The following is an 18,785-nucleotide window of genomic DNA, read 5'->3' on the forward strand; positions in this document are numbered from 1 at the left end:
CTAAAATATGCACTGCGGTTGAGAGTAAAACGAGAAAATTTATTCTAAACCGACTTGCCAGAGCTCAAGGTTTTTCTCAATAATCTTCCCAGAACTCGCATCGACCTCCACTTTCATTTCTTTTCCATCTTTTGTGGCAATATCAAATTCATAGGTGGCTTTACCACCTTCTTCAATTTCATATTCCACTTCAACCACTTCGCCAGGATAGAGCGTTAAGGCAATTTGTCTTGCCTCTAACTCGCTAATTTTGGCGTGTGCTTTAAATTTCGGATGGTTCGGATGATCGACTTCTTGTTCCACTTCTATAATTTCGCCCGTTTTTACTAAGCACTCAAGGTCCCAGTCAGCACCGTCAATACCACGGATATCAAATTCATAAACATCACGCTCGTCTTCGACTTTACGTTCAACCTTAATAACATGACCTGGTTTCAAGGTTTTAGCCGCTGTTAAACAACGCTCGAAATACTGAGGTGTTTCCTCAGCCCATAGCAAACAGGGAAATAATAATGTGAAACAAAGAAATAGAACTTTCATTTCTGTACCTTACAAATGAAAAGGGGCTGATTTCAGCCCCTTTCCGATGATGACTACATTGTTAACTTAAAGCCAACCCAGCCAGCTCTAGGTGCATTTGTACCGACGAAATGTTGATCTTCATATTGTTCAAGACCAGCCTCGCCAGGTTCACCATATAAACCGAAGGTGTTGTATTGACTATCGAATAAGTTATCGACTTTCGCGAAGAACTGCAGATGCTCATTTACTTTGTAACGGCTGTGTAGGTTCACAACACGATAACCCGCAATTTTCTTATCGTCATTCGCTTCATCACCACGGTAGTACTGACTTGAGTGATATGACGCGGTTAAACCAGCAGAAAATTGTTGCGTGAACGCATAGTCTAGACCAACTTTGACGTTATGTGCTGGAATACCCGGTAAGCGGTCACCTTTACTAACATTAAAGGTTGTCGCATTACCATCTACGTCTCTTGCATAAGAAAAATCATCTTCAAAAGTTGCTCTAACATAAGAATAATTAGCAAACCATTGTAGTTTATTAACTTCACCGAAGGCACCTAATTCAAGACCGGTACGAGCTGTTTTACTGATGTTATCAAAGATACCAACATTCAGGCGTGGATCGGCCGGATCGTCTTCTGTAGATGAGAAAAAGAATAAATCATCTTTTAGTTCAGTATAGAAGACACTAGCATTCCAATTTACAGGGCCATTTTTACCTCTAAGACCTGTCTCTATCGTCTTAGCAACGACATCGTCTAAAGGAGGATCTGCTAAAAATGAGTTTGGCAGAGCACATGGATTACCTTTGTCAGCACAAGTCAGCTCTGATGGAGATGGTGCACGATTAGATTCGTTATAACTGACATAAGTTGTCATATCATCTGTCAGTTTATACGTTAAGCCCAATGAAGGATTTAAACGTTTAAATGTATGAGAGTTGCCTGACTCATTCAGATCTTGCTCACCACCTTCACTGGTACCTGAAATATCCACTTCAATCCAGTTATAACGAGCACCTACTGTCATCGCTAAACGCTCAGTAAGTGAATGTGTATTGGTGAAAAAGAGGCTGTATGTGTTGGTATCGATGTTTCCATCTACTTGTGCATCCAATAAATTAATACCAGTACCATCAGTACCTCTAGAGTCAGTCAAATAAGCGATTTCTGAACTGGCACTATAATCAACTATTGAACGATCAAACGATGCACCTACAGTCAGTTGATTGTCTCGACCAAAAAGCTGTTTGAATGATGTTGTTTGAACACCAAAGCCCCAGCTATCTTGTTCCGTTTTACTGCGATTATTCAAGCCAAGTCCTTCGACCTCATCACCATCTACCTCCACGTCATAGCGCGGGTCAGCAAAGTCTGCGACGTTAATGGTGCCAGCGCTTGTGCGAATATCACCATCATCATCAACAAAATTACCACCACCATCTACCTCGAACTCACCACCATCACCGTTAAATGACTTACGATCACTCTTACGGTAATAAGTATTTGCCGCCAACATGGTTGTATCATTGAGCCAATGCGTACCGTTTAAAGTAAACATACGCAGTTTATTTTGCGTATTATCTGGATGGGTGAATACTGCTTCACGATCCGCAGCAACTAATTCAATAGGTGACGCACCGTTACCATTTAAGTCACTATCAACCGCAGTGATACCAAAATCTAATGTGGTGTCTTCATCAGCATAACTTAAGTTTGTGAAAAACTGCTCTACACGCGATGGAGAGTAATCACGCCAGCCATCTTCTTTGGTGATCGAACCTGTGACAAAGTAAGCCAAGTTACCATCACTACCACCACTTTCAATGGTGCCTGAGTCGCGACCAAATGAGCCTGTGTAAGCTTCTAAGCTATGTCCAGGATTTGTGAAACCTGTTTTGGTTTTAATCGATAAAGCACCACCCAGTGTATTCAAACCAAATAACGGATTTGAACCTGGAATCAGGTTCATGCTGGCAATCGCAGACTCTGGAATTAATTCAAAGTTAACCACGTCACCAAACGGCTCATTAACACGAATGCCATCAACATAGACAGACAAACCTTGAGAGTTACCGACTAAAGGTGAAGCCGTAAAGCCACGGAATTGCAGATCAGGCTGGAATGGGTTGTTTTGTGCCTGATTCAGACTGACACTACCCAATGTTTTATTCATGAAATCAGAAATATCTAACGCCTGAACACGTTCGATATCTTCATCAGTTGCTGTCTGCACATTCGCAGCAACTTGGTCCTTAGGTAAGCCTACTCCATGTAGAGGGGTTGTTCCCACGACTTCAATGTCACTTAATTTAACATCATCGTCAGCAGCAAAACTCGCACTGGAAAACAGCGCGGAAGCTAGCATGACGCAAATCAGCTTTCTCTTTTGCGGAAATTGCATTACCTATACTCTCCTGAGTTATTTTTATGGTTGTAAAACTCAGATAAGAGTGCACATATAGTGCCAACTTGCTTAGTGCTTTTTTTACAAACACTTACAAATCTTTAAGTGCGTTTGCACAAGATAAAACGGCTGTTATAAACCAAGTCAACTGGCTGATATCAACCAGATTTAAACCAGGCCAATTTGTCATGTAAACGGGTGACTTCACCAATGATAAGTAAAGTCGGTGCTATCGGTTTTTCACGTTCAGCAAGTGCGGGCAGTTCCGCTATCGAACTTAACCAGACTTTTTGATTTTCTGTAGTGCCTTGCTGGACCAATGCAGCAGGCATATCAGCTGGCATTCCATGCGCTTGTAACTTTTGACTTAGTTGAGCCAGACCGGCTAAGCCCATGTATACAACCACTGTTTGTCTGGGTTTGACTAATACTGACCAATTTAAATCTAATTCACCTTCTTTTAATTGGCCGGTTACGAAGACGCAGCTTTGTGCATAGTCTCTATGTGTCAGGGGAATACCGGCATAAGATGCGCAGCCTGATGCTGCTGTGATGCCCGGTACAACCTGAAACGGAATAGCATTTTCAGCCAGTGTATCGATCTCCTCACCACCACGGCCAAATATAAAGGGATCGCCCCCTTTTAAGCGTAATACCCGCTTACCCTGCTTCGCGTGTTCCAGTAATAAATTATTGATTTCTTCCTGTCTGACGGCATGCCATGCCCGCTGTTTACCAACATAGACTAATTCAGCTTCTTTACGAACCAGCGCTAGAATTTCTTTACTCACCAGACGATCATAAAAAACAATGTCGGCCTGTTGCATGAGTCTTAGTGCTTTAAATGTCAGTAATTCCGGATCACCAGGTCCAGCACCCACCAAAAAGACTTCGCCGGTTTCAACAGTTTTGATTTCATCAGCCAGTTGCTGCTGTAATATCTGTTCGGCAATCCCTTCCCGCCCAGCCATCACGTGATCAGCAATAGGACCAGACAAAACGCTATCCCAGAACTGTCTTCTCTGACGGAGTTCACCAAATTTTTGTTTGACTGTCTCGCGGTACTTACCCATTAATTCACCCAGCTTACTATACGCAGGCGGAATTAATGTTTCTAAACGGGCACGTAAGTTTCTGGCCAAAACTGGTGATTCACCACCACTGGATACCGCTACAATAATCGGCGATCGATCTAATACAGAAGCAAAAATAAAGTCGCTGTCATCAGGATTGTCTGTCAGATTAGTTAATATATGTTTTTGCTTAGCAATATCATGTACCAGATGATTAACTTGTTCATTATCTGTTGCCGCAATAATCAGGCGTTGATCCGTAATATGCTCAGCTTTAAATATCGATTGCACCCAGCGAAGCTGGCCTTGTTTAACCAGCGTCCCAAGTGCATCACTGATTTCAGGTGACACCACGCTGACCTCGGCCTGTGCTTTCAGTAATAACTTCACTTTTCGTGTAGCAACGCTACCACCACCGACAACCAGACAGTCTTGCTGTTTTAAATCTAAAAATATTGGTAAATAATCCATCTATCTATCTTTTAAAGGTAAGGCCAGCCCTTGTAAGACATAACCATTTTCCATATTTTGAACAATTGCCACTAATGACATATCAGCTAATTTCCACGACTTTTCGAGAGCAACTTCAGTCGTCATATCCGCTTTACCGTTGGCATCTAACTTAAACGGCCCTAACCACTTTCTCACGAGATGTTGATGATTAAATGTGGCGCCGGCGTTATCGCCCCCTCTCACCTCACTAATCACATTATTTTCAGTCAAAGCGAGATAAAACTGGCTATATTGCTTATTTTCATCGCCTTCAACGCTTACCCGACTATGAACAGAAAGGCTGTTTTTATGTTGCTTTGCCTTAAGGCTGATATCGGCTTCAGGCTTAAACTCACTGACAAAATTTATGGCCTCAAGCCCATGAGCCCGCCAATCATGTAACACTTCGCCACTAATAAAGAACTCGGGCGTATACACCGTTTGGAATAAATTTAATCTGGCCAGTTGCTTTTGTCTGTCAGTAAAAACCGGACTGGCAAATTTATCAACCCAGCCCTTCTTCTGATCAAGATAATCGACATGGAAATTTAATATCACCACATCTTTATCTGTAAGCCCTTTCTGAGGCAATTGTCTAACCCAGCGTTCTGCCGCCGGACATAAGCCACAGCCTTCAGCAGTAAATAGCTCTATTACCACGAGGTGCTTGTCAGTCGTCTTTGCCTGCCAATCAACGGCATAGGCTAGAGAGCTTATAAGCATGCTAGAGAAGGCAAATAGTAGACATGATCGTTTCAACATAGCGCCCTCCTGCTTCTTGTCATTACTTTACTGACTCTCTGCCAGTCTGAATAATTCTCTCACTGCTATCCTCAACAACAGCCAGTTCCCTCAACACGGCTGTCGCGAAACAGCCCGAAGGTAAAAAGAATGTGAGTTGTAAACGTGAGTTATGCCACTGCCAGTTAAATTCTGTCGGGACCAGACGTAAAGCCCGTCGCTCCTGTTTCAGGCCCTGCCTTGATAATCCCTGAACCCAAGAGTGCCATGCATTAAGCACTACTGTTTCCAACTGCTTGCATTCATCATGACTCTGAAGTTCTCCCTGCCCTGCAAGTGCCCCTGTCGGGTGAATATCAAAGGTTTTCAGGCGCTCAAATAACTGAGTATCATCTTTTTCTGATTGAAAACAACTGTGGCTGCCATGTAACTGCATCACATCACCCGGAATAAATTGATTCCAGTTTTGTGCTTTTACTCGCTCGCTGACAATAAGATTAAACAACCATGACCGTGCAGCAGAAAGATACAGACTTTTTTTATTACGGCTTTTAGGTTTTCTACCCTGCTCAAACCACTGCTCAACACCATGTAAATTGCCCATCTGATAACCAAAGCGCTGTTCACCGAAATAATTGGGTACGCCTTGCTCTTGTATCTGACTGAGTGCCGATTCCCAGCTATCTCTGTCGCCATCAATCACTTCCAGATTTAGCGTAAAGCTATTACCAGACAGAGCGCCTCGTTTTAACTTCTTGTTATGACGTGTAATAAGCTTAATTTTTATCAGATCCGACTCAAAGGCGGACCAATCAGGTTCAGCCACACCTTCGGTATTCACACTAAACCACTGTGTCGTCACCGCATGGCGATCTTTTAGTCCTGCATAACCTATGGCCACCTCTTCGACCCCAGCAAATTGTGCCAGCTGTTTCGCCAGCCAATCAGTATTGGTCTCCGTTTTGGTGATCTGTAACATCACATGTGGCCCAGACCCTGTCGGTTCGAAAGGCAGTTTTTCTTCCACCTTAAAATCTTCAGGCGTTTGGCGAATACGGCAACGGTGACTCAAGACGGCCGAATTGACTCGGGCTAATGACTCAAAATCAAATGCTGACAATGTCATTAGTCCGCTTGTCTAATCAAGGCAACAGCATGCGTGGCAATACCTTCTTTTCGACCAGCAAACCCTAATTTTTCGGTCGTGGTTGCTTTGATATTAATCGCCGTTACATCTACTTCCATGTCTGCAGCTAGTAACGCTCGCATTTGTGGAATAAAAGGTGCCATCTTAGGCGCCTGAGCAATAATCGTGGCATCGACATTACCAACACACCAACCGCGTTCTGATAGATCGTTGATAACACGTCGCAACAAAATACGACTATCTATTCCTTTAAACGCCTGATCATTGTCAGGGAAATGATGACCAATATCCCACAATCCAGCAGCACCTAATAAGGCATCACAGATCGCATGAATAAGCACATCACCATCTGAATGCGCTTCAAGACCATGTGTATGTGGAATGGTGACCCCACCGATGATTAATGGTGCATCCTCAATAAAGCGATGAACATCATAGCCATGCCCTATACGCATTAATGGCCTCCAGCCTGTTGACGTAAATAAAGTGCTGCAAGCGCTAAGTCCTGCGGTACGGTGATTTTGATATTGTCGCTGTGCCCTTCCACCATGCGCGGCTGATAACCAGCTAACTCTATCGCGCTGGCTTCATCCGTCACAGCTAATGACTTTTCTGCCGCTGAGATTAATGCCTCAGAAAGCGGCGCTAAGCGAAACATCTGCGGTGTGGCAGCTCGCCATAAACCTTGGCGGCAAACGGTTTCCTGGATAATGTTATTGGCATCCACACGTTTAACGGTATCGGAGACGGGGATCCCGAGAATTCCCCCTACAGCATCATCCGCAAGTGTATCTAACATGGCATCAATATCAGCATGTCGCAGACAGGGTCTGGCTGCATCATGCACTAATACCCATGGGTTATGCTCAACGTGCTGCTGTAATAGTCTTAAAGCATTAGACACCGAATCTGAGCGATCTTTACCGCCTGTAGCAATTAATAATTCACAGGATAAAGACAGTGATAAAGACGGCCACCATTGATCATTTTCTGCTAATGCAATCACAATCCCTTCAATGGCTGGGTGTGAAGCCAATCTCTCAAGCGTTAACTGTAAAACAGGCTTATCATCGATCAATAAATATTGTTTTGGGATCTCAGCCTGCATTCGACTACCAATACCGGCAGCAGGCACTACAGCCCAAACAGCCTGTTTACTGCTCATCTGGTTTATCAATAATTTGGAAAAAGGTTTCGCCAGGTTTCACCATACCGAGTTCGCTACGCGCTCTCTCTTCCAAGGCATCAAGACCACTTTTCAGATCTTGCACCTCAGCAGCTAACACTTGATTACGTTCTTTTAACTCAGTGTTATCAAGACGTTGCTTTTCTACAGCTTGGTGAAGGCGTAATAAAGAAGGAAGCCCGTCATGACTGAGCCACAATCGGTATTGAAGTAATACCAAAATTGCGGCTAACAAAATCATGACGGGTTTAGACATAAGACCTAGGCTTGTTGGACGTTAAACGCCTTCATCCCAGGGTAACTGGCGGCATCACCTAATTCAGCTTCGATGCGAATTAGTTGATTATATTTTGCTACACGGTCAGAGCGTGATAATGAGCCAGTTTTGATTTGGCCAGCATTTGTCGCTACCGCTAAGTCAGCAATCGTCGTGTCTTCAGTTTCACCACTACGATGAGAAACAACAGCCGTGTAACCATTGGCTTTCGCTAAGTTAATCGCATCCAGTGTTTCAGATAAAGTACCAATTTGATTTACTTTGATAAGAATCGAGTTAGCAACGCCTTTATCAATACCTTGTTGCAGGATTTTCGGGTTAGTCACAAACAAGTCATCACCGACCAACTGTACTTTGTCACCGATTTTATCAGTCAACAATTTCCAGCCTTCCCAATCGTTTTCATCCATACCATCTTCGATGCTGATGATAGGGTATTTATTTGCCCAATCAGCCAGTAAGTCAGCAAACTCTGCGGATGTTAATGAGCGGTTTTCAGAAGCCAGCACATACATGCCACCTTTGTAGAATTCTGAACTCGCAGCATCCAGTGCTAGCATAATGTCTTTACCAGCTTCATAACCGGCATTTTTGATCGCTTCCAGAATGACTTCGATCGCTGACTCATTAGACGGTAGATCCGGTGCAAAACCACCTTCATCACCCACCGCTGTATTCAGACCACGGCTATGCAGCACTTTTTTCAATTCATGGAAGACTTCAGCACCATAACGCACGGCTTCTGTCAGGCTTGATGCACCGACAGGCATAATCATAAATTCTTGTAAATCAACGCTGTTATCCGCATGTGAACCACCGTTGATGATATTCATCATCGGTACTGGCATCACCGCTTTTTCTTCAGTTGACAGATATTTGTACAGCGTTTTCTTTGAATCAGCAGCGGCTGCTCGCGCTGTCGCCATAGAAATAGCTAATAACGCATTGGCACCTAAACGGCTCTTGTTTTCCGTACCGTCAGTTGCAATCAATTTATTGTCTAAAGCACGTTGGTCATGAGCATCCATCCCCAACACCGCTTCTCTTAATTCGCCGTTAACCGCTTCAACCGCTTTAAGAACGCCTTTACCCAAGTAACGGCCTTTATCACCATCACGCAATTCAACTGCTTCACGCTCACCAGTTGAGGCACCTGATGGCACCGCTGCACGTCCAAATGCACCGCTTTCCAGAATAACGTCAGCTTCGACCGTTGGGTTACCACGTGAATCGATGATTTCTCTTGCTTTTACATCAATGATTTTGCTCAATGCTCTGCTCCCGTAATGTTTTTTTTGATATCGACTGTTATCGACCAGCTAACAGCTCATCTTCGATAAAGTCTTGTTGTTTTACTGTTGCATCTATTGCTTGCAGCATTTCTAACAATGCTGTCATTTTATGTAATGGCCAGGAATTAGGCCCATCACTTAAGGCTTTTTCAGGTTCTGGATGCGTTTCCATAAACACACCAGCAATACCCGTGGCTACCGCAGCACGCGCCAATACGGGTACAAATTCACGTTGACCACCTGAAGCACCACCTTGTCCACCGGGCTGCTGAACAGAATGTGTCGCATCATAAACCACCGGACAATCCATATTTCGCATGGTAGGTAGACCACGCATATCAGAAATTAAGGTGTTATAACCAAAGGATGTACCACGTTCACACAACATAATTTGTTGGTTACCGGTCGACTTGGCTTTGTCAGCGACGTGTTGCATATCCCAGGGCGCTAAAAACTGACCTTTTTTGATATTGACCGGCAAGCCCTGACTGGCCACATTGACGATGAAGTTCGTCTGACGGCATAAGAACGCTGGCGTCTGTAACACATCCACGACACTGGCGACTTCAGCTAACGGCGTGTCTTCATGCACATCCGTCAACACTGGCAGATTAAATTCTTTTTTTACTTTTTCCAGAATCGCTAAGCCTGCTTCCAGACCCGGTCCACGATAACTCTTTGTCGAGGTACGATTGGCTTTATCGAAAGACGATTTATAAATGAACGGAATGCCCAGCTTGTCAGTGATTTCTTTCAACTGACCTGCCACATCCATGGTCATTTGTTCACTTTCAATGACGCAGGTGCCCGCGATTAAAAATAAAGGCTGTCTACCGCCCACTTCATGACCACATAACTGCATGGTGTTACCCTCTATTTTTTTTGTTAGCTTTGGCCGCATTAATAAACCCTTCAAATAAAGGGTGGCCATGGCGCGGTGTCGATGTAAATTCTGGATGGAACTGGCAGGCAACAAACCATTGATGTTCTGGGATCTCAATCATTTCAGCCAGCGTTTCATCTTTCGACATGCCAGAGAAAACTAAACCTGCTTGCTCAAGTTTCTCTTTATAGTTGCTGTTGAACTCGTAGCGGTGACGATGACGTTCGACAATTTCTTGCTCACCATAAATTTTCTGGGCCAGACTGCCTGGTTTCAATACACAGGGATAACCACCTAAACGCATGGTGCCGCCAAGATCAGAATCGTGATCGCGCTGTTCTACACTGCCGTCTTCTTTTTGCCATTCCGTAATCAGGCCGATAACAGGATCAACGGTATTTAAGTCAAACTCTGTACTGTAGGCTTCTGGCATACCGGCTTTATGACGAGCGTACTCAATCACAGCAACCTGCATACCTAAACAAATGCCCAGATACGGAACATTATTTTCGCGGGCAAACTGGGCAGTTTGGATCATGCCTTCAACGCCACGTTCACCGAAGCCACCTGGCACCAGAATCGCATCCATATCTTTGATACAGTCTGGTCCTTGCTGTTCAATCAGCTCAGAATCAACATAATGCACATTGACTTTGGTTCTGGTGTGAATGCCCGCATGTATCAATGATTCAGACAGTGATTTATAAGCTTCTGTCAGTTCCATATACTTACCGACCATAGCAATATTGACTTCACCTTCCGGCTTCGTCAGGTTGTTATAAACCTGTTGCCATTGGCTTAAGTCAGCCGGTTTGGCATCTAAGCCTAATTGCTTGACGACGATGTCATCTAAGCCCTGGCGGTGTAATTCCATTGGAATTTTATAGATGCTGTCGACATCGACACATGACACAACATTATTAACAGTCACGTTGGTGAATAAAGCGATTTTCTTACGTTCAGATTCTGGCAGAGGGCGATCCATACGACATACCAGCACATCAGGCTGAATACCAATGGTTCTGAGCTCTTTAACAGAATGCTGGGTAGGTTTGGTTTTGATTTCACCCGCAGACGCGATATACGGCACCAGCGTTAAATGTAAGAACAGGGCACGTTCACGGCCTAACTCAGATCCCATCTGACGAATGGTTTCAAGGAACGGCAAGGATTCAATATCACCGACCGTACCACCAATTTCAATCAAGGCGACATCGGCATCACCAGCACCTTCAAAAATACAGCGTTTAATTTCATCTGTAATGTGCGGGATAACCTGAACGGTATTACCTAAATACTCACCACGACGTTCTTTACGAATCACGTTCTCATAAATCTGTCCGGTCGTGTAGTTATTGCTACGGGTCATATCCGCATCAATAAAACGCTCATAGTGACCGAGATCAAGATCAGTTTCTGCACCGTCTTCTGTGACAAAAACCTCACCGTGCTGAAGCGGGCTCATCGTGCCGGGATCAACGTTGATGTATGGGTCAAGTTTTACCAACGTGACTTTCAGTCCACGAGCTTCAAGAATAGCAGCCAGTGACGCCGCGGCAATCCCCTTACCCAGGGAAGACACAACACCACCAGTGACGAAAATAAATTTAGTCATAATATGGAGAGTTCAATAAAAAACGACGCGGCCAGAATGGCTGCGCTCAAAATAGCGTATAAATTATCAGAATTGCCCTTCTCGCTCAATCTAAATCTGGTCGAAAATCACCTGCCAGATAAGGCAGCCAGCCTTTTTCGCCACTCTCGGCTGCATAATGTTCGGCATAACCATAGCCAACGACAGCGACTAACTCGGTTCCAACAAAAAACAGCGGAATAATTGACCGCTTCCAAGGAGGAACAGACCACTCCTGAAAAAGTTGTTTTAATGATTTATGTTGCGAATGCCCCCTGAGTCGGATCTTTTCCCCACCCTGACGATAACGCATGATTACATCGCCATTGAGTACCGATGTTTTCAAGCCATCACCAGAAGTGAGCTGCCATTTGAGCATGCAGCCGTTGGACAAAACAAGTTCAGCAGGACCAGTGAAAGTGACTTCTGCTTGTGGGGGTTCTGAATGTTTGGATGTCTGAAGATATAAATCATCACGATAACGCCTGACTTCAACATTGGACCAGCGAACTATCGGCGTTTTGTCTTCAGCGGCACTGATCACATCCTCAATAATGCGCTGTAAAATCGCGGTAGACGGCAACTCATAACCAGCTGTTTCAATCATAAACCGCAACAGGTTCCGTTGTCGCTCTGCAGGCAGTTGCTTCACAGCAGCAATAGACAAATGTCCATCTTTTTGCAACTGACACTGTGCTCTGTCCTGTTCCGCCAATTGTGCTAATAACAGGCTAGTCTCCTGACAATGCGCGGCACTACGAGCGATTGTTTTTTCCAGCGAGGGCCAGCGCTCCTGTAATAAAGGCCAGAGGGTTTGCCGTAAATAATTGCGATTAATCTCAGTGTCCTGATTACTGGGATCATCAATCCAGTCAAGCTGATGAAGTTCAGCGTAATGAACAATCTCGTGTTTAGACACATCCAACAGTGGTCGGATAATGGTCATACCATGCGACTGACTTTCCGGCCACATAGCAGAAAGTCCTAATGGGCCGGCACCACGAAATAATTGTAATAAAAGTGTCTCGGCCTGATCATGCTGATGTTGTGCCGTCACCAACACTTCATCAGGCAACAATTCATTACTCAAAGCCTGATAGCGGGCTTTTCTTGCTGCCGCTTCCATCCCTAATTCATCAATGTCCTGAACATCGACATCAATATTTTTAAATGGTATATCAAGCTTGTTGGCAACCTCAGCGCAGTGTTGAGCCCACTGCGCTGCTGCTTTATTTAAACCGTGATTGATATGTACTGCTCGAACCTGAGCGAGCTGTGGATGGTGTGTTGTTGCTAGCAGGTGTAACAAGACGTGAGAGTCAACACCACCACTATAGGCAAGACAAACAGAACGTCCTGCCGCCAGTGTTGTAATGTCAGTGATGATTTTCTGGGGATTTAATGCCACCCCGTTATTTATCCCTCAAACGCGCCGTAATTCAGTAGTTTTTCCTGACGGCGTTTGATTAATTTATCTGTGGGGATTTTCTCTAATTCTTTCAGTTTGTTTTCAATAGCCTGTTTGACACGTTTTGCCATCTCAGGAACATTGCGATGCGCGCCACCTAAAGGTTCAGCAACCACTTCATCGATTAATTTCAGTTCTTTCAATCGTGATGAGGTCACACCTAATGTGGCCGCTGCATCCGAGGCTTTTTCTGCACTTTTCCACAAAATAGAGGCACAGCCTTCTGGTGAAATCACTGAATAAATACCATATTCAAGCATCATGAGATGATCAGCCACACCTACTGCTAAGGCACCACCAGAACCACCCTCACCGATAACCGTGCTGATAATCGGCGTTTTTAATTGCGCCATTTCAAACAGATTCCGGGCGATCGCTTCACTTTGACCACGTTCTTCTGCACCGATGCCAGGGTATGCACCAGGCGTATCAATAAAGGTGATCACAGGCATGCCAAAACGTTCCGCCATTTTCATCACACGTAATGCTTTACGATATCCTTCTGGTCGTGGCATGCCGAAGTTTCTGGCGACTTTTTCTTTAGTATCACGGCCTTTTTGATGACCGATAGCCACTACCGGGCGACCATTCAAACGGCCAATACCTGTTACCAGAGCAGCATCATCGGCATAAGTGCGATCGCCATGTAACTCTTCGAAGTCAGTCAGTAATAATTTGATGTAATCAAGTGTATATGGACGTTGAGGATGACGCGCCATTTGGGTGATTTGCCAGGGCGTTAATGAGGCGAAAATCGATTTTGTCAGACTTTCACTTTTTTCCTTTAACTTTTGAATCTCTTCAGTGATGTTTAAATCACTGTCATTACTCATATAACGCAACTCATCAATTTTCGCTTCCAGCTCAGCGATGGGTTGTTCGTAGTCAAGGAAATTTAACTGCATCAGGATTACCTTAGATATTCAAAAATGGGTGAATTATACACATTAAGCCAGTAATACACTTAGCTGAGAATTAATTCATCTGGTGCGTCTGAACCGGCACTGTCATCACCAAGACGAATGGCCAGGCTCAAATCGTTACGTGAATCAGCATTCATCAATGCGTCTTCTTCTGTGATCTTACCACTGCGATACAGGCCAAGCAGCGCCTGATCAAATGTGATGGTGCCTTTTTCATTACTATCACGCATGGCATCTTTGATACTGCCAATTTCTCCTTTATTAATCAAATCGGAGATATAAGGCGAGTTGATCATTACTTCGACTGCCGGCACACGACCCGCGTCTTTCGTGGGTAATAAGCGTTGAGAAATAATGGCACGTAAGTTCAAAGATAAATCCATCAGTAACTGACGGTGCAAAATTTCAGGGAAAAAGTTAATAATCCTGTCCAGCGCCTGATTCGCGTTATTGGCATGCAGTGTCGCTAAACATAAATGACCGGTTTCAGCGTAATTAATCGCGTGTTTCATCGTTTCCATATCACGGATTTCACCGATAAGAATCACGTCAGGTGCTTCACGTAAGGCATTCTTTAGGGCATTTTCGTAAGATAAGGTATCGATACCCACTTCACGCTGTTGCACAATTGAACGTTCGTGTTTGTGCACAAACTCCAGCGGATCTTCAATGGTAAGAATATGCGAACTGGAATTACGGTTACGATGACCGATCATTGATGCCAAGGTCGTTGATTTACCTGAGCCAGTTGCACCCACCACCAGAATCAGTCCGCGTTTTTCCATGACCACATCACCGAGCACATCAGGCAGGCCAATTTGTTCAAAGGTGGGGATCGTCGTTCTGATATAGCGAATGACAATCGAACACTCACCACGCTGACGGAAAATATTCACCCGGAAACGCCTCACACCTTTAAGCGGCACCGCAAAGTTCATCTCAAGCGTGTTTTCAAACTCTTTTGCTTGCTCATCCGTCATCATCGAATAAGCCATTTCTTTCACATCACCCGGGGCTAATTTCTGGGTGCCGACCGGTCTGATAACGCCCTGAATTTTGATATGGGGTTCAGTGCCCGTACAGAAAAACATATCTGAGGCATCCTTGTCTGCCATCAGTCTGAAATAAGGTGTCATATCCACTTTGCGATTCCTCTTGCAACAATGCTCAGATAGTGTGTTTATCGTACAACAATGCGAGTTTCCATACTATTATGCCTGTCACGCTTTATACGCGTTCAGTTTGCCACCGTGGCACGGTATCTGATCGTGACTTTTTGACTTTCCGGCAACATAGCTAACTGACTCATCAATGTATCACTCGGGGTAACCTGCCAGTCATCACCTAACATAATCACGGTACTCGCCTGTTCATTCTGATATAACAATTCCAGTGATAAAGCGCCGCCTTTGAACGGCGTGAGCATATTTTTTATTTGCTCTACCCATTGGCTGGCCATCTCTTTATTATCGATATTAATCTGCAAGGAATGACCAAATGCTTCGCGTGCACCCGTGATGTCAAATACTTTTTCTGCGGTCGCCGCCAAGCCACCGGTAAAATTATCCTGGCCGATTTTGCCTTGAATCACCACCAATTTATCTGGCTGAATAAAGCTCTGATATTGGTCATAGACATCAGCAAACACACGCACTTCCAGACGACCACTCTGATCATCCAGCGTGATGAAGGCCATACGGCCACCATTTTTTGACTTCATGGTGCGAATCGCCACCACCAATCCAGCGGTTAACACAGGCTTCTCATTACGCTGGTAACCTTTTGACTCAGGTGCATCCAGTTCATTAATACGTTTAGGAATAAATTCAGCCAATTCTTGCTGATAACGATCAATCGGATGACCACTTAAATATAAACCTAAAGTGTCTTTTTCAGCCTGTAATAAATGCTCTTCCGCCCATTCCGCTGCCGGTTCCAGAGGCTCATCCTGACCGTTGCCAACTTCCGGACTGAGACCAAATAAATCATTCTGACCACTATCTTTATTGCGACGATGTTGATCGGCAATCTGCATGGCTTTGGTGAGGCTGGCTTCAATACTGGCACGATGACCACCTAATGAATCCATCGCCCCCGCTTTCACCAGTGACTCCATCACGCGTCGATTAATCTTACGCATATCGACCCGGCGGCAGAAATCATACAGCGAGCTAAAAGCATCGCCTTGTTCTCGCTCAGAGACAATACCAGCCAAGGCTGACTCGCCTACCCCTTTAATCGCGCCTAAGCCATAGCGAATCGTTCTTTCATCTTCAACGGTAAACTTGATTTTGCTGTGGTTAACATCCGGTGGTAACACCTTCAGTTTCATATCACGACATTCATCAATCAGGCCAACGACTTTATCGGTATTATCCATATCCGCTGATAACACGGCCGCCATAAACGCCGCTGGATAATGCGCTTTTAGCCACGCCGTCTGATAGGCCACCAAGGCATAGGCTGCTGAGTGAGATTTATTAAAACCATACTCCGCGAATTTTTCCATCAGATCGAAAATAGGACCGGCTTCTTTTTCTTCAATGCCCCGTTTAGCTGCGCCTTCCAGGAACAATAAACGTTGCTTGGCCATTTCTTCCGGTTTTTTCTTACCCATGGCTCGACGCAACATATCGGCGCCACCCAGACTGTAGTTCGCCAGGATCTGAGCGATCTGCATAACCTGTTCCTGGTAAACAATAACCCCATAGGTCGGCTTCAATACAGGTTCAAGATCAGGGTGCGGATAATCGACTTTTGCCCGACCATGTTTACGGTTAACAAAGTCATCCACCATGCCTGATTGCAATGGACCTGGACGGAATAAAGCCACCAGTGCCACGATATCCTCAAAGGTATCTGGCTGCAGACGTTTGACCAACTCTTTCATACCGCGCGATTCAAGCTGGAATACCGCTGTGGTTTCACAGCGTTTTAATAAGGCGTAGGTCGGTTTATCGTCCAACGGTAAGTTGGCGATATCGATTTTATCGGCTTCTTCCTTAGGTAACAGGCTGCGAACATTTTTCATCGCCCAGTCAATGACGGTCAGTGTTTTCAGCCCCAGGAAGTCAAACTTCACCAGCCCGACACTTTCCACATCATCTTTATCAAACTGAGAAACCAGCCCCGCCCCGTTGTGCTCACTATAAATGGGCGTGTATTCCGTTAATACTTTCGGGGCGATGACCACACCACCGGCATGTTTACCGACATTTCTTGTCAACCCTTCCAGCTGTAAGGCCAGATCAATCAGGGTTTTAACTTCTTCCTCATTGTCATAACGCTCTTTCAGCAATGGCTCCTGTTCCATTGCTTTACTGAGCGTCATTTTTAATTCAAACGGGACTAATTTCGCTAACTGATCAACAAAGCCATAGGGATGACCTAATACACGCCCCACGTCACGCAGTACCGCTTTGGCGGCCATGGTCCCGAAAGTGATGATCTGTGATACGTGATCCCGGCCATAATGTTGTGATACATATTCAATGACCCGGTCACGACCATCCATACAAAAGTCGACGTCAAAGTCAGGTAAGGAAACACGTTCAGGGTTAAGGAAACGTTCAAACAGCAAGTCATACTGCAAGGGATCAAGATCGGTGATTTTTAAGGCATAAGCCACTAATGAACCCGCACCAGACCCCCGTCCAGGGCCAACGGGAACATCATTATTTTTGGCCCACTGAATGAAGTCAGCAACGATCAGGAAGTAACCTGGGAAACCCATTTGGTTGATCACATCCAGCTCAACCTGCAAACGTTCTTCATATCGGGGTTTATTCGCTTCTCTGTCTGCTTCGTCGGGAAACAAGACTTCTAAGCGTTCAGCCAGACCTTTGAAAGACTCTTCACTAAAGAACTGTTCAATGGTCATGCCTTCCGGTACCGGGAAGTCAGGCAGATAATGTTCGCCCAGCGTGAGTTGCAGATTACAGCGTTTGGCAATTTCAACGGTGTTTTCTATCGCTTCCGGAATATCCTTAAACAAGGCGGTCATTTCTTCAGCGCTTCGTAAATATTGATGTTCAGAGTAATTACGTGGCCGACGTGGATCATCGAGTTGCCGACCTTCGTGAATACAGACTTTAGCCTCATGTGCTTCGAATTGATCAGGCGTTAAAAAGCGCACATCGTTGGTCGCAACTACTGGCAAATCTTTTTCAGCCGCTAACGCGATAGCTGCACGGATAAACCGTTCTTCATCTTCACGTCCGGTGCGGATAAGCTCCATGTACAAACGCTCAGGAAATAATGGCTGCCAAAAGGCTAATTGCTGCTCAATTTCATCTTTTTGATGATTCAGTAAGGCTTTACCCAAAATACCTTCACGACCGCCCGATAAACAAATCAGTCCATCAGTTTGGTCCTGCAACCAGTCAGCTTCCAGCATCGGAACCCCCAGGTGCTGACCTTCCATATAGGCTTTTGATAACAGACGTGACAGATTATGAAACCCTTCCAGATTCATACATAACAACACAAAACGTGTACTTTGTTTTGCATCACTAGGATCGCGCAAACGCAGATCAGCACCTAATATCGGTTTCACACCGGCTTGCATGGCGGCATTAAATAATTTCACTGCCGCGAATAAATTATGATGATCGGTGATCGCAATAGCAGGCATACCGGCATCGGCCACTTGCTTGACCAAGGGTTTGACTCTGACTAAACCATCAACTAACGAGTAGTCAGTATGCAAATGAAGATGGACAAACGATTTTGGCATTA

General features: G+C 44.8%; 15 protein-coding genes. All 15 read right to left on the minus strand.

Going from position 1 to position 18,785, the window contains the following annotated elements:
* Positions 1 to 39: 39 nt before the first annotated feature.
* Entirely contained in the window at positions 40 to 540 is a 501-nt protein-coding gene (locus tag AC13DA_RS13175) for a PepSY domain-containing protein (protein ID WP_284452079.1), read from the minus strand.
* Positions 541 to 593: 53 nt separating this feature from the next.
* Entirely contained in the window at positions 594 to 2,930 is a 2,337-nt protein-coding gene (locus AC13DA_RS13180; RefSeq protein ID WP_284452080.1) for a TonB-dependent receptor, read from the minus strand.
* Between the two features lie 161 nt (positions 2,931 to 3,091).
* On the minus strand, positions 3,092 to 4,477 hold the full coding sequence (cysG, locus tag AC13DA_RS13185) for a siroheme synthase CysG (RefSeq protein ID WP_284452081.1): 1,386 nt from the start codon (positions 4,475 to 4,477) through the stop codon (positions 3,092 to 3,094).
* Positions 4,478 to 5,260 (minus strand): DUF1223 domain-containing protein, encoded by a 783-nt coding sequence (locus tag AC13DA_RS13190; RefSeq protein WP_284452082.1) that lies wholly within the window; start codon positions 5,258 to 5,260, stop codon positions 4,478 to 4,480.
* Positions 5,261 to 5,282: 22 nt separating this feature from the next.
* Positions 5,283 to 6,365, minus strand: a complete 1,083-nt coding sequence (gene truD / locus AC13DA_RS13195) for a tRNA pseudouridine(13) synthase TruD (protein WP_284452083.1) — start codon at positions 6,363 to 6,365, stop codon at positions 5,283 to 5,285.
* A complete protein-coding gene (gene ispF, locus AC13DA_RS13200) occupies positions 6,365 to 6,841 on the minus strand; it encodes a 2-C-methyl-D-erythritol 2,4-cyclodiphosphate synthase (RefSeq protein ID WP_284452084.1) in 477 nt (158 codons plus the stop codon). The genes truD and ispF overlap by 1 nt, the downstream gene beginning before the upstream one ends.
* Entirely contained in the window at positions 6,841 to 7,551 is a 711-nt protein-coding gene (gene ispD, locus AC13DA_RS13205; RefSeq protein ID WP_284452085.1) for a 2-C-methyl-D-erythritol 4-phosphate cytidylyltransferase, read from the minus strand. Before ispD ends, ispF begins: the two co-directional genes overlap by 1 nt.
* Positions 7,541 to 7,828: a cell division protein FtsB gene (ftsB, locus tag AC13DA_RS13210; RefSeq protein ID WP_007145518.1), complete on the minus strand. Its 288-nt coding sequence runs from the start codon at positions 7,826 to 7,828 to the stop codon at positions 7,541 to 7,543. The genes ispD and ftsB overlap by 11 nt, the downstream gene beginning before the upstream one ends.
* A gap of 5 nt (positions 7,829 to 7,833) precedes the next feature.
* The gene (gene eno, locus AC13DA_RS13215; RefSeq protein WP_284452086.1) at positions 7,834 to 9,120 is read right to left on the minus strand and encodes a phosphopyruvate hydratase; all 1,287 of its coding nucleotides are present in this window, start codon (positions 9,118 to 9,120) and stop codon (positions 7,834 to 7,836) included.
* Between the two features lie 37 nt (positions 9,121 to 9,157).
* Positions 9,158 to 10,003, minus strand: a complete 846-nt coding sequence (gene kdsA, locus AC13DA_RS13220) for a 3-deoxy-8-phosphooctulonate synthase (RefSeq protein ID WP_091711720.1) — start codon at positions 10,001 to 10,003, stop codon at positions 9,158 to 9,160.
* Positions 10,004 to 10,007: 4 nt separating this feature from the next.
* Positions 10,008 to 11,639 carry a CTP synthase gene (locus AC13DA_RS13225; RefSeq protein WP_007145521.1) on the minus strand — a complete coding sequence of 544 codons (1,632 nt, stop codon included), beginning with the start codon at positions 11,637 to 11,639 and terminating at the stop codon, positions 10,008 to 10,010.
* An 85-nt stretch (positions 11,640 to 11,724) separates the two neighbouring features.
* Positions 11,725 to 13,065, minus strand: a complete 1,341-nt coding sequence (tilS, locus tag AC13DA_RS13230; RefSeq protein WP_482945984.1) for a tRNA lysidine(34) synthetase TilS — start codon at positions 13,063 to 13,065, stop codon at positions 11,725 to 11,727.
* Between the two features lie 8 nt (positions 13,066 to 13,073).
* Positions 13,074 to 14,030 carry an acetyl-CoA carboxylase carboxyltransferase subunit alpha gene (locus AC13DA_RS13235; RefSeq protein ID WP_007145523.1) on the minus strand — a complete coding sequence of 319 codons (957 nt, stop codon included), beginning with the start codon at positions 14,028 to 14,030 and terminating at the stop codon, positions 13,074 to 13,076.
* A gap of 59 nt (positions 14,031 to 14,089) precedes the next feature.
* On the minus strand, positions 14,090 to 15,190 hold the full coding sequence (locus tag AC13DA_RS13240; RefSeq protein WP_482945985.1) for a PilT/PilU family type 4a pilus ATPase: 1,101 nt from the start codon (positions 15,188 to 15,190) through the stop codon (positions 14,090 to 14,092).
* 95 nt (positions 15,191 to 15,285) lie between these two features.
* Complete coding sequence (gene dnaE, locus AC13DA_RS13245; protein WP_284452088.1) at positions 15,286 to 18,783, minus strand: DNA polymerase III subunit alpha; 3,498 nt, start codon at positions 18,781 to 18,783, stop codon at positions 15,286 to 15,288.
* Between the last annotated feature and the right edge of the window lie 2 nt (positions 18,784 to 18,785).

The sequence above is a fragment of the Methylophaga sp. F-2 genome (genome assembly GCF_056859315.1).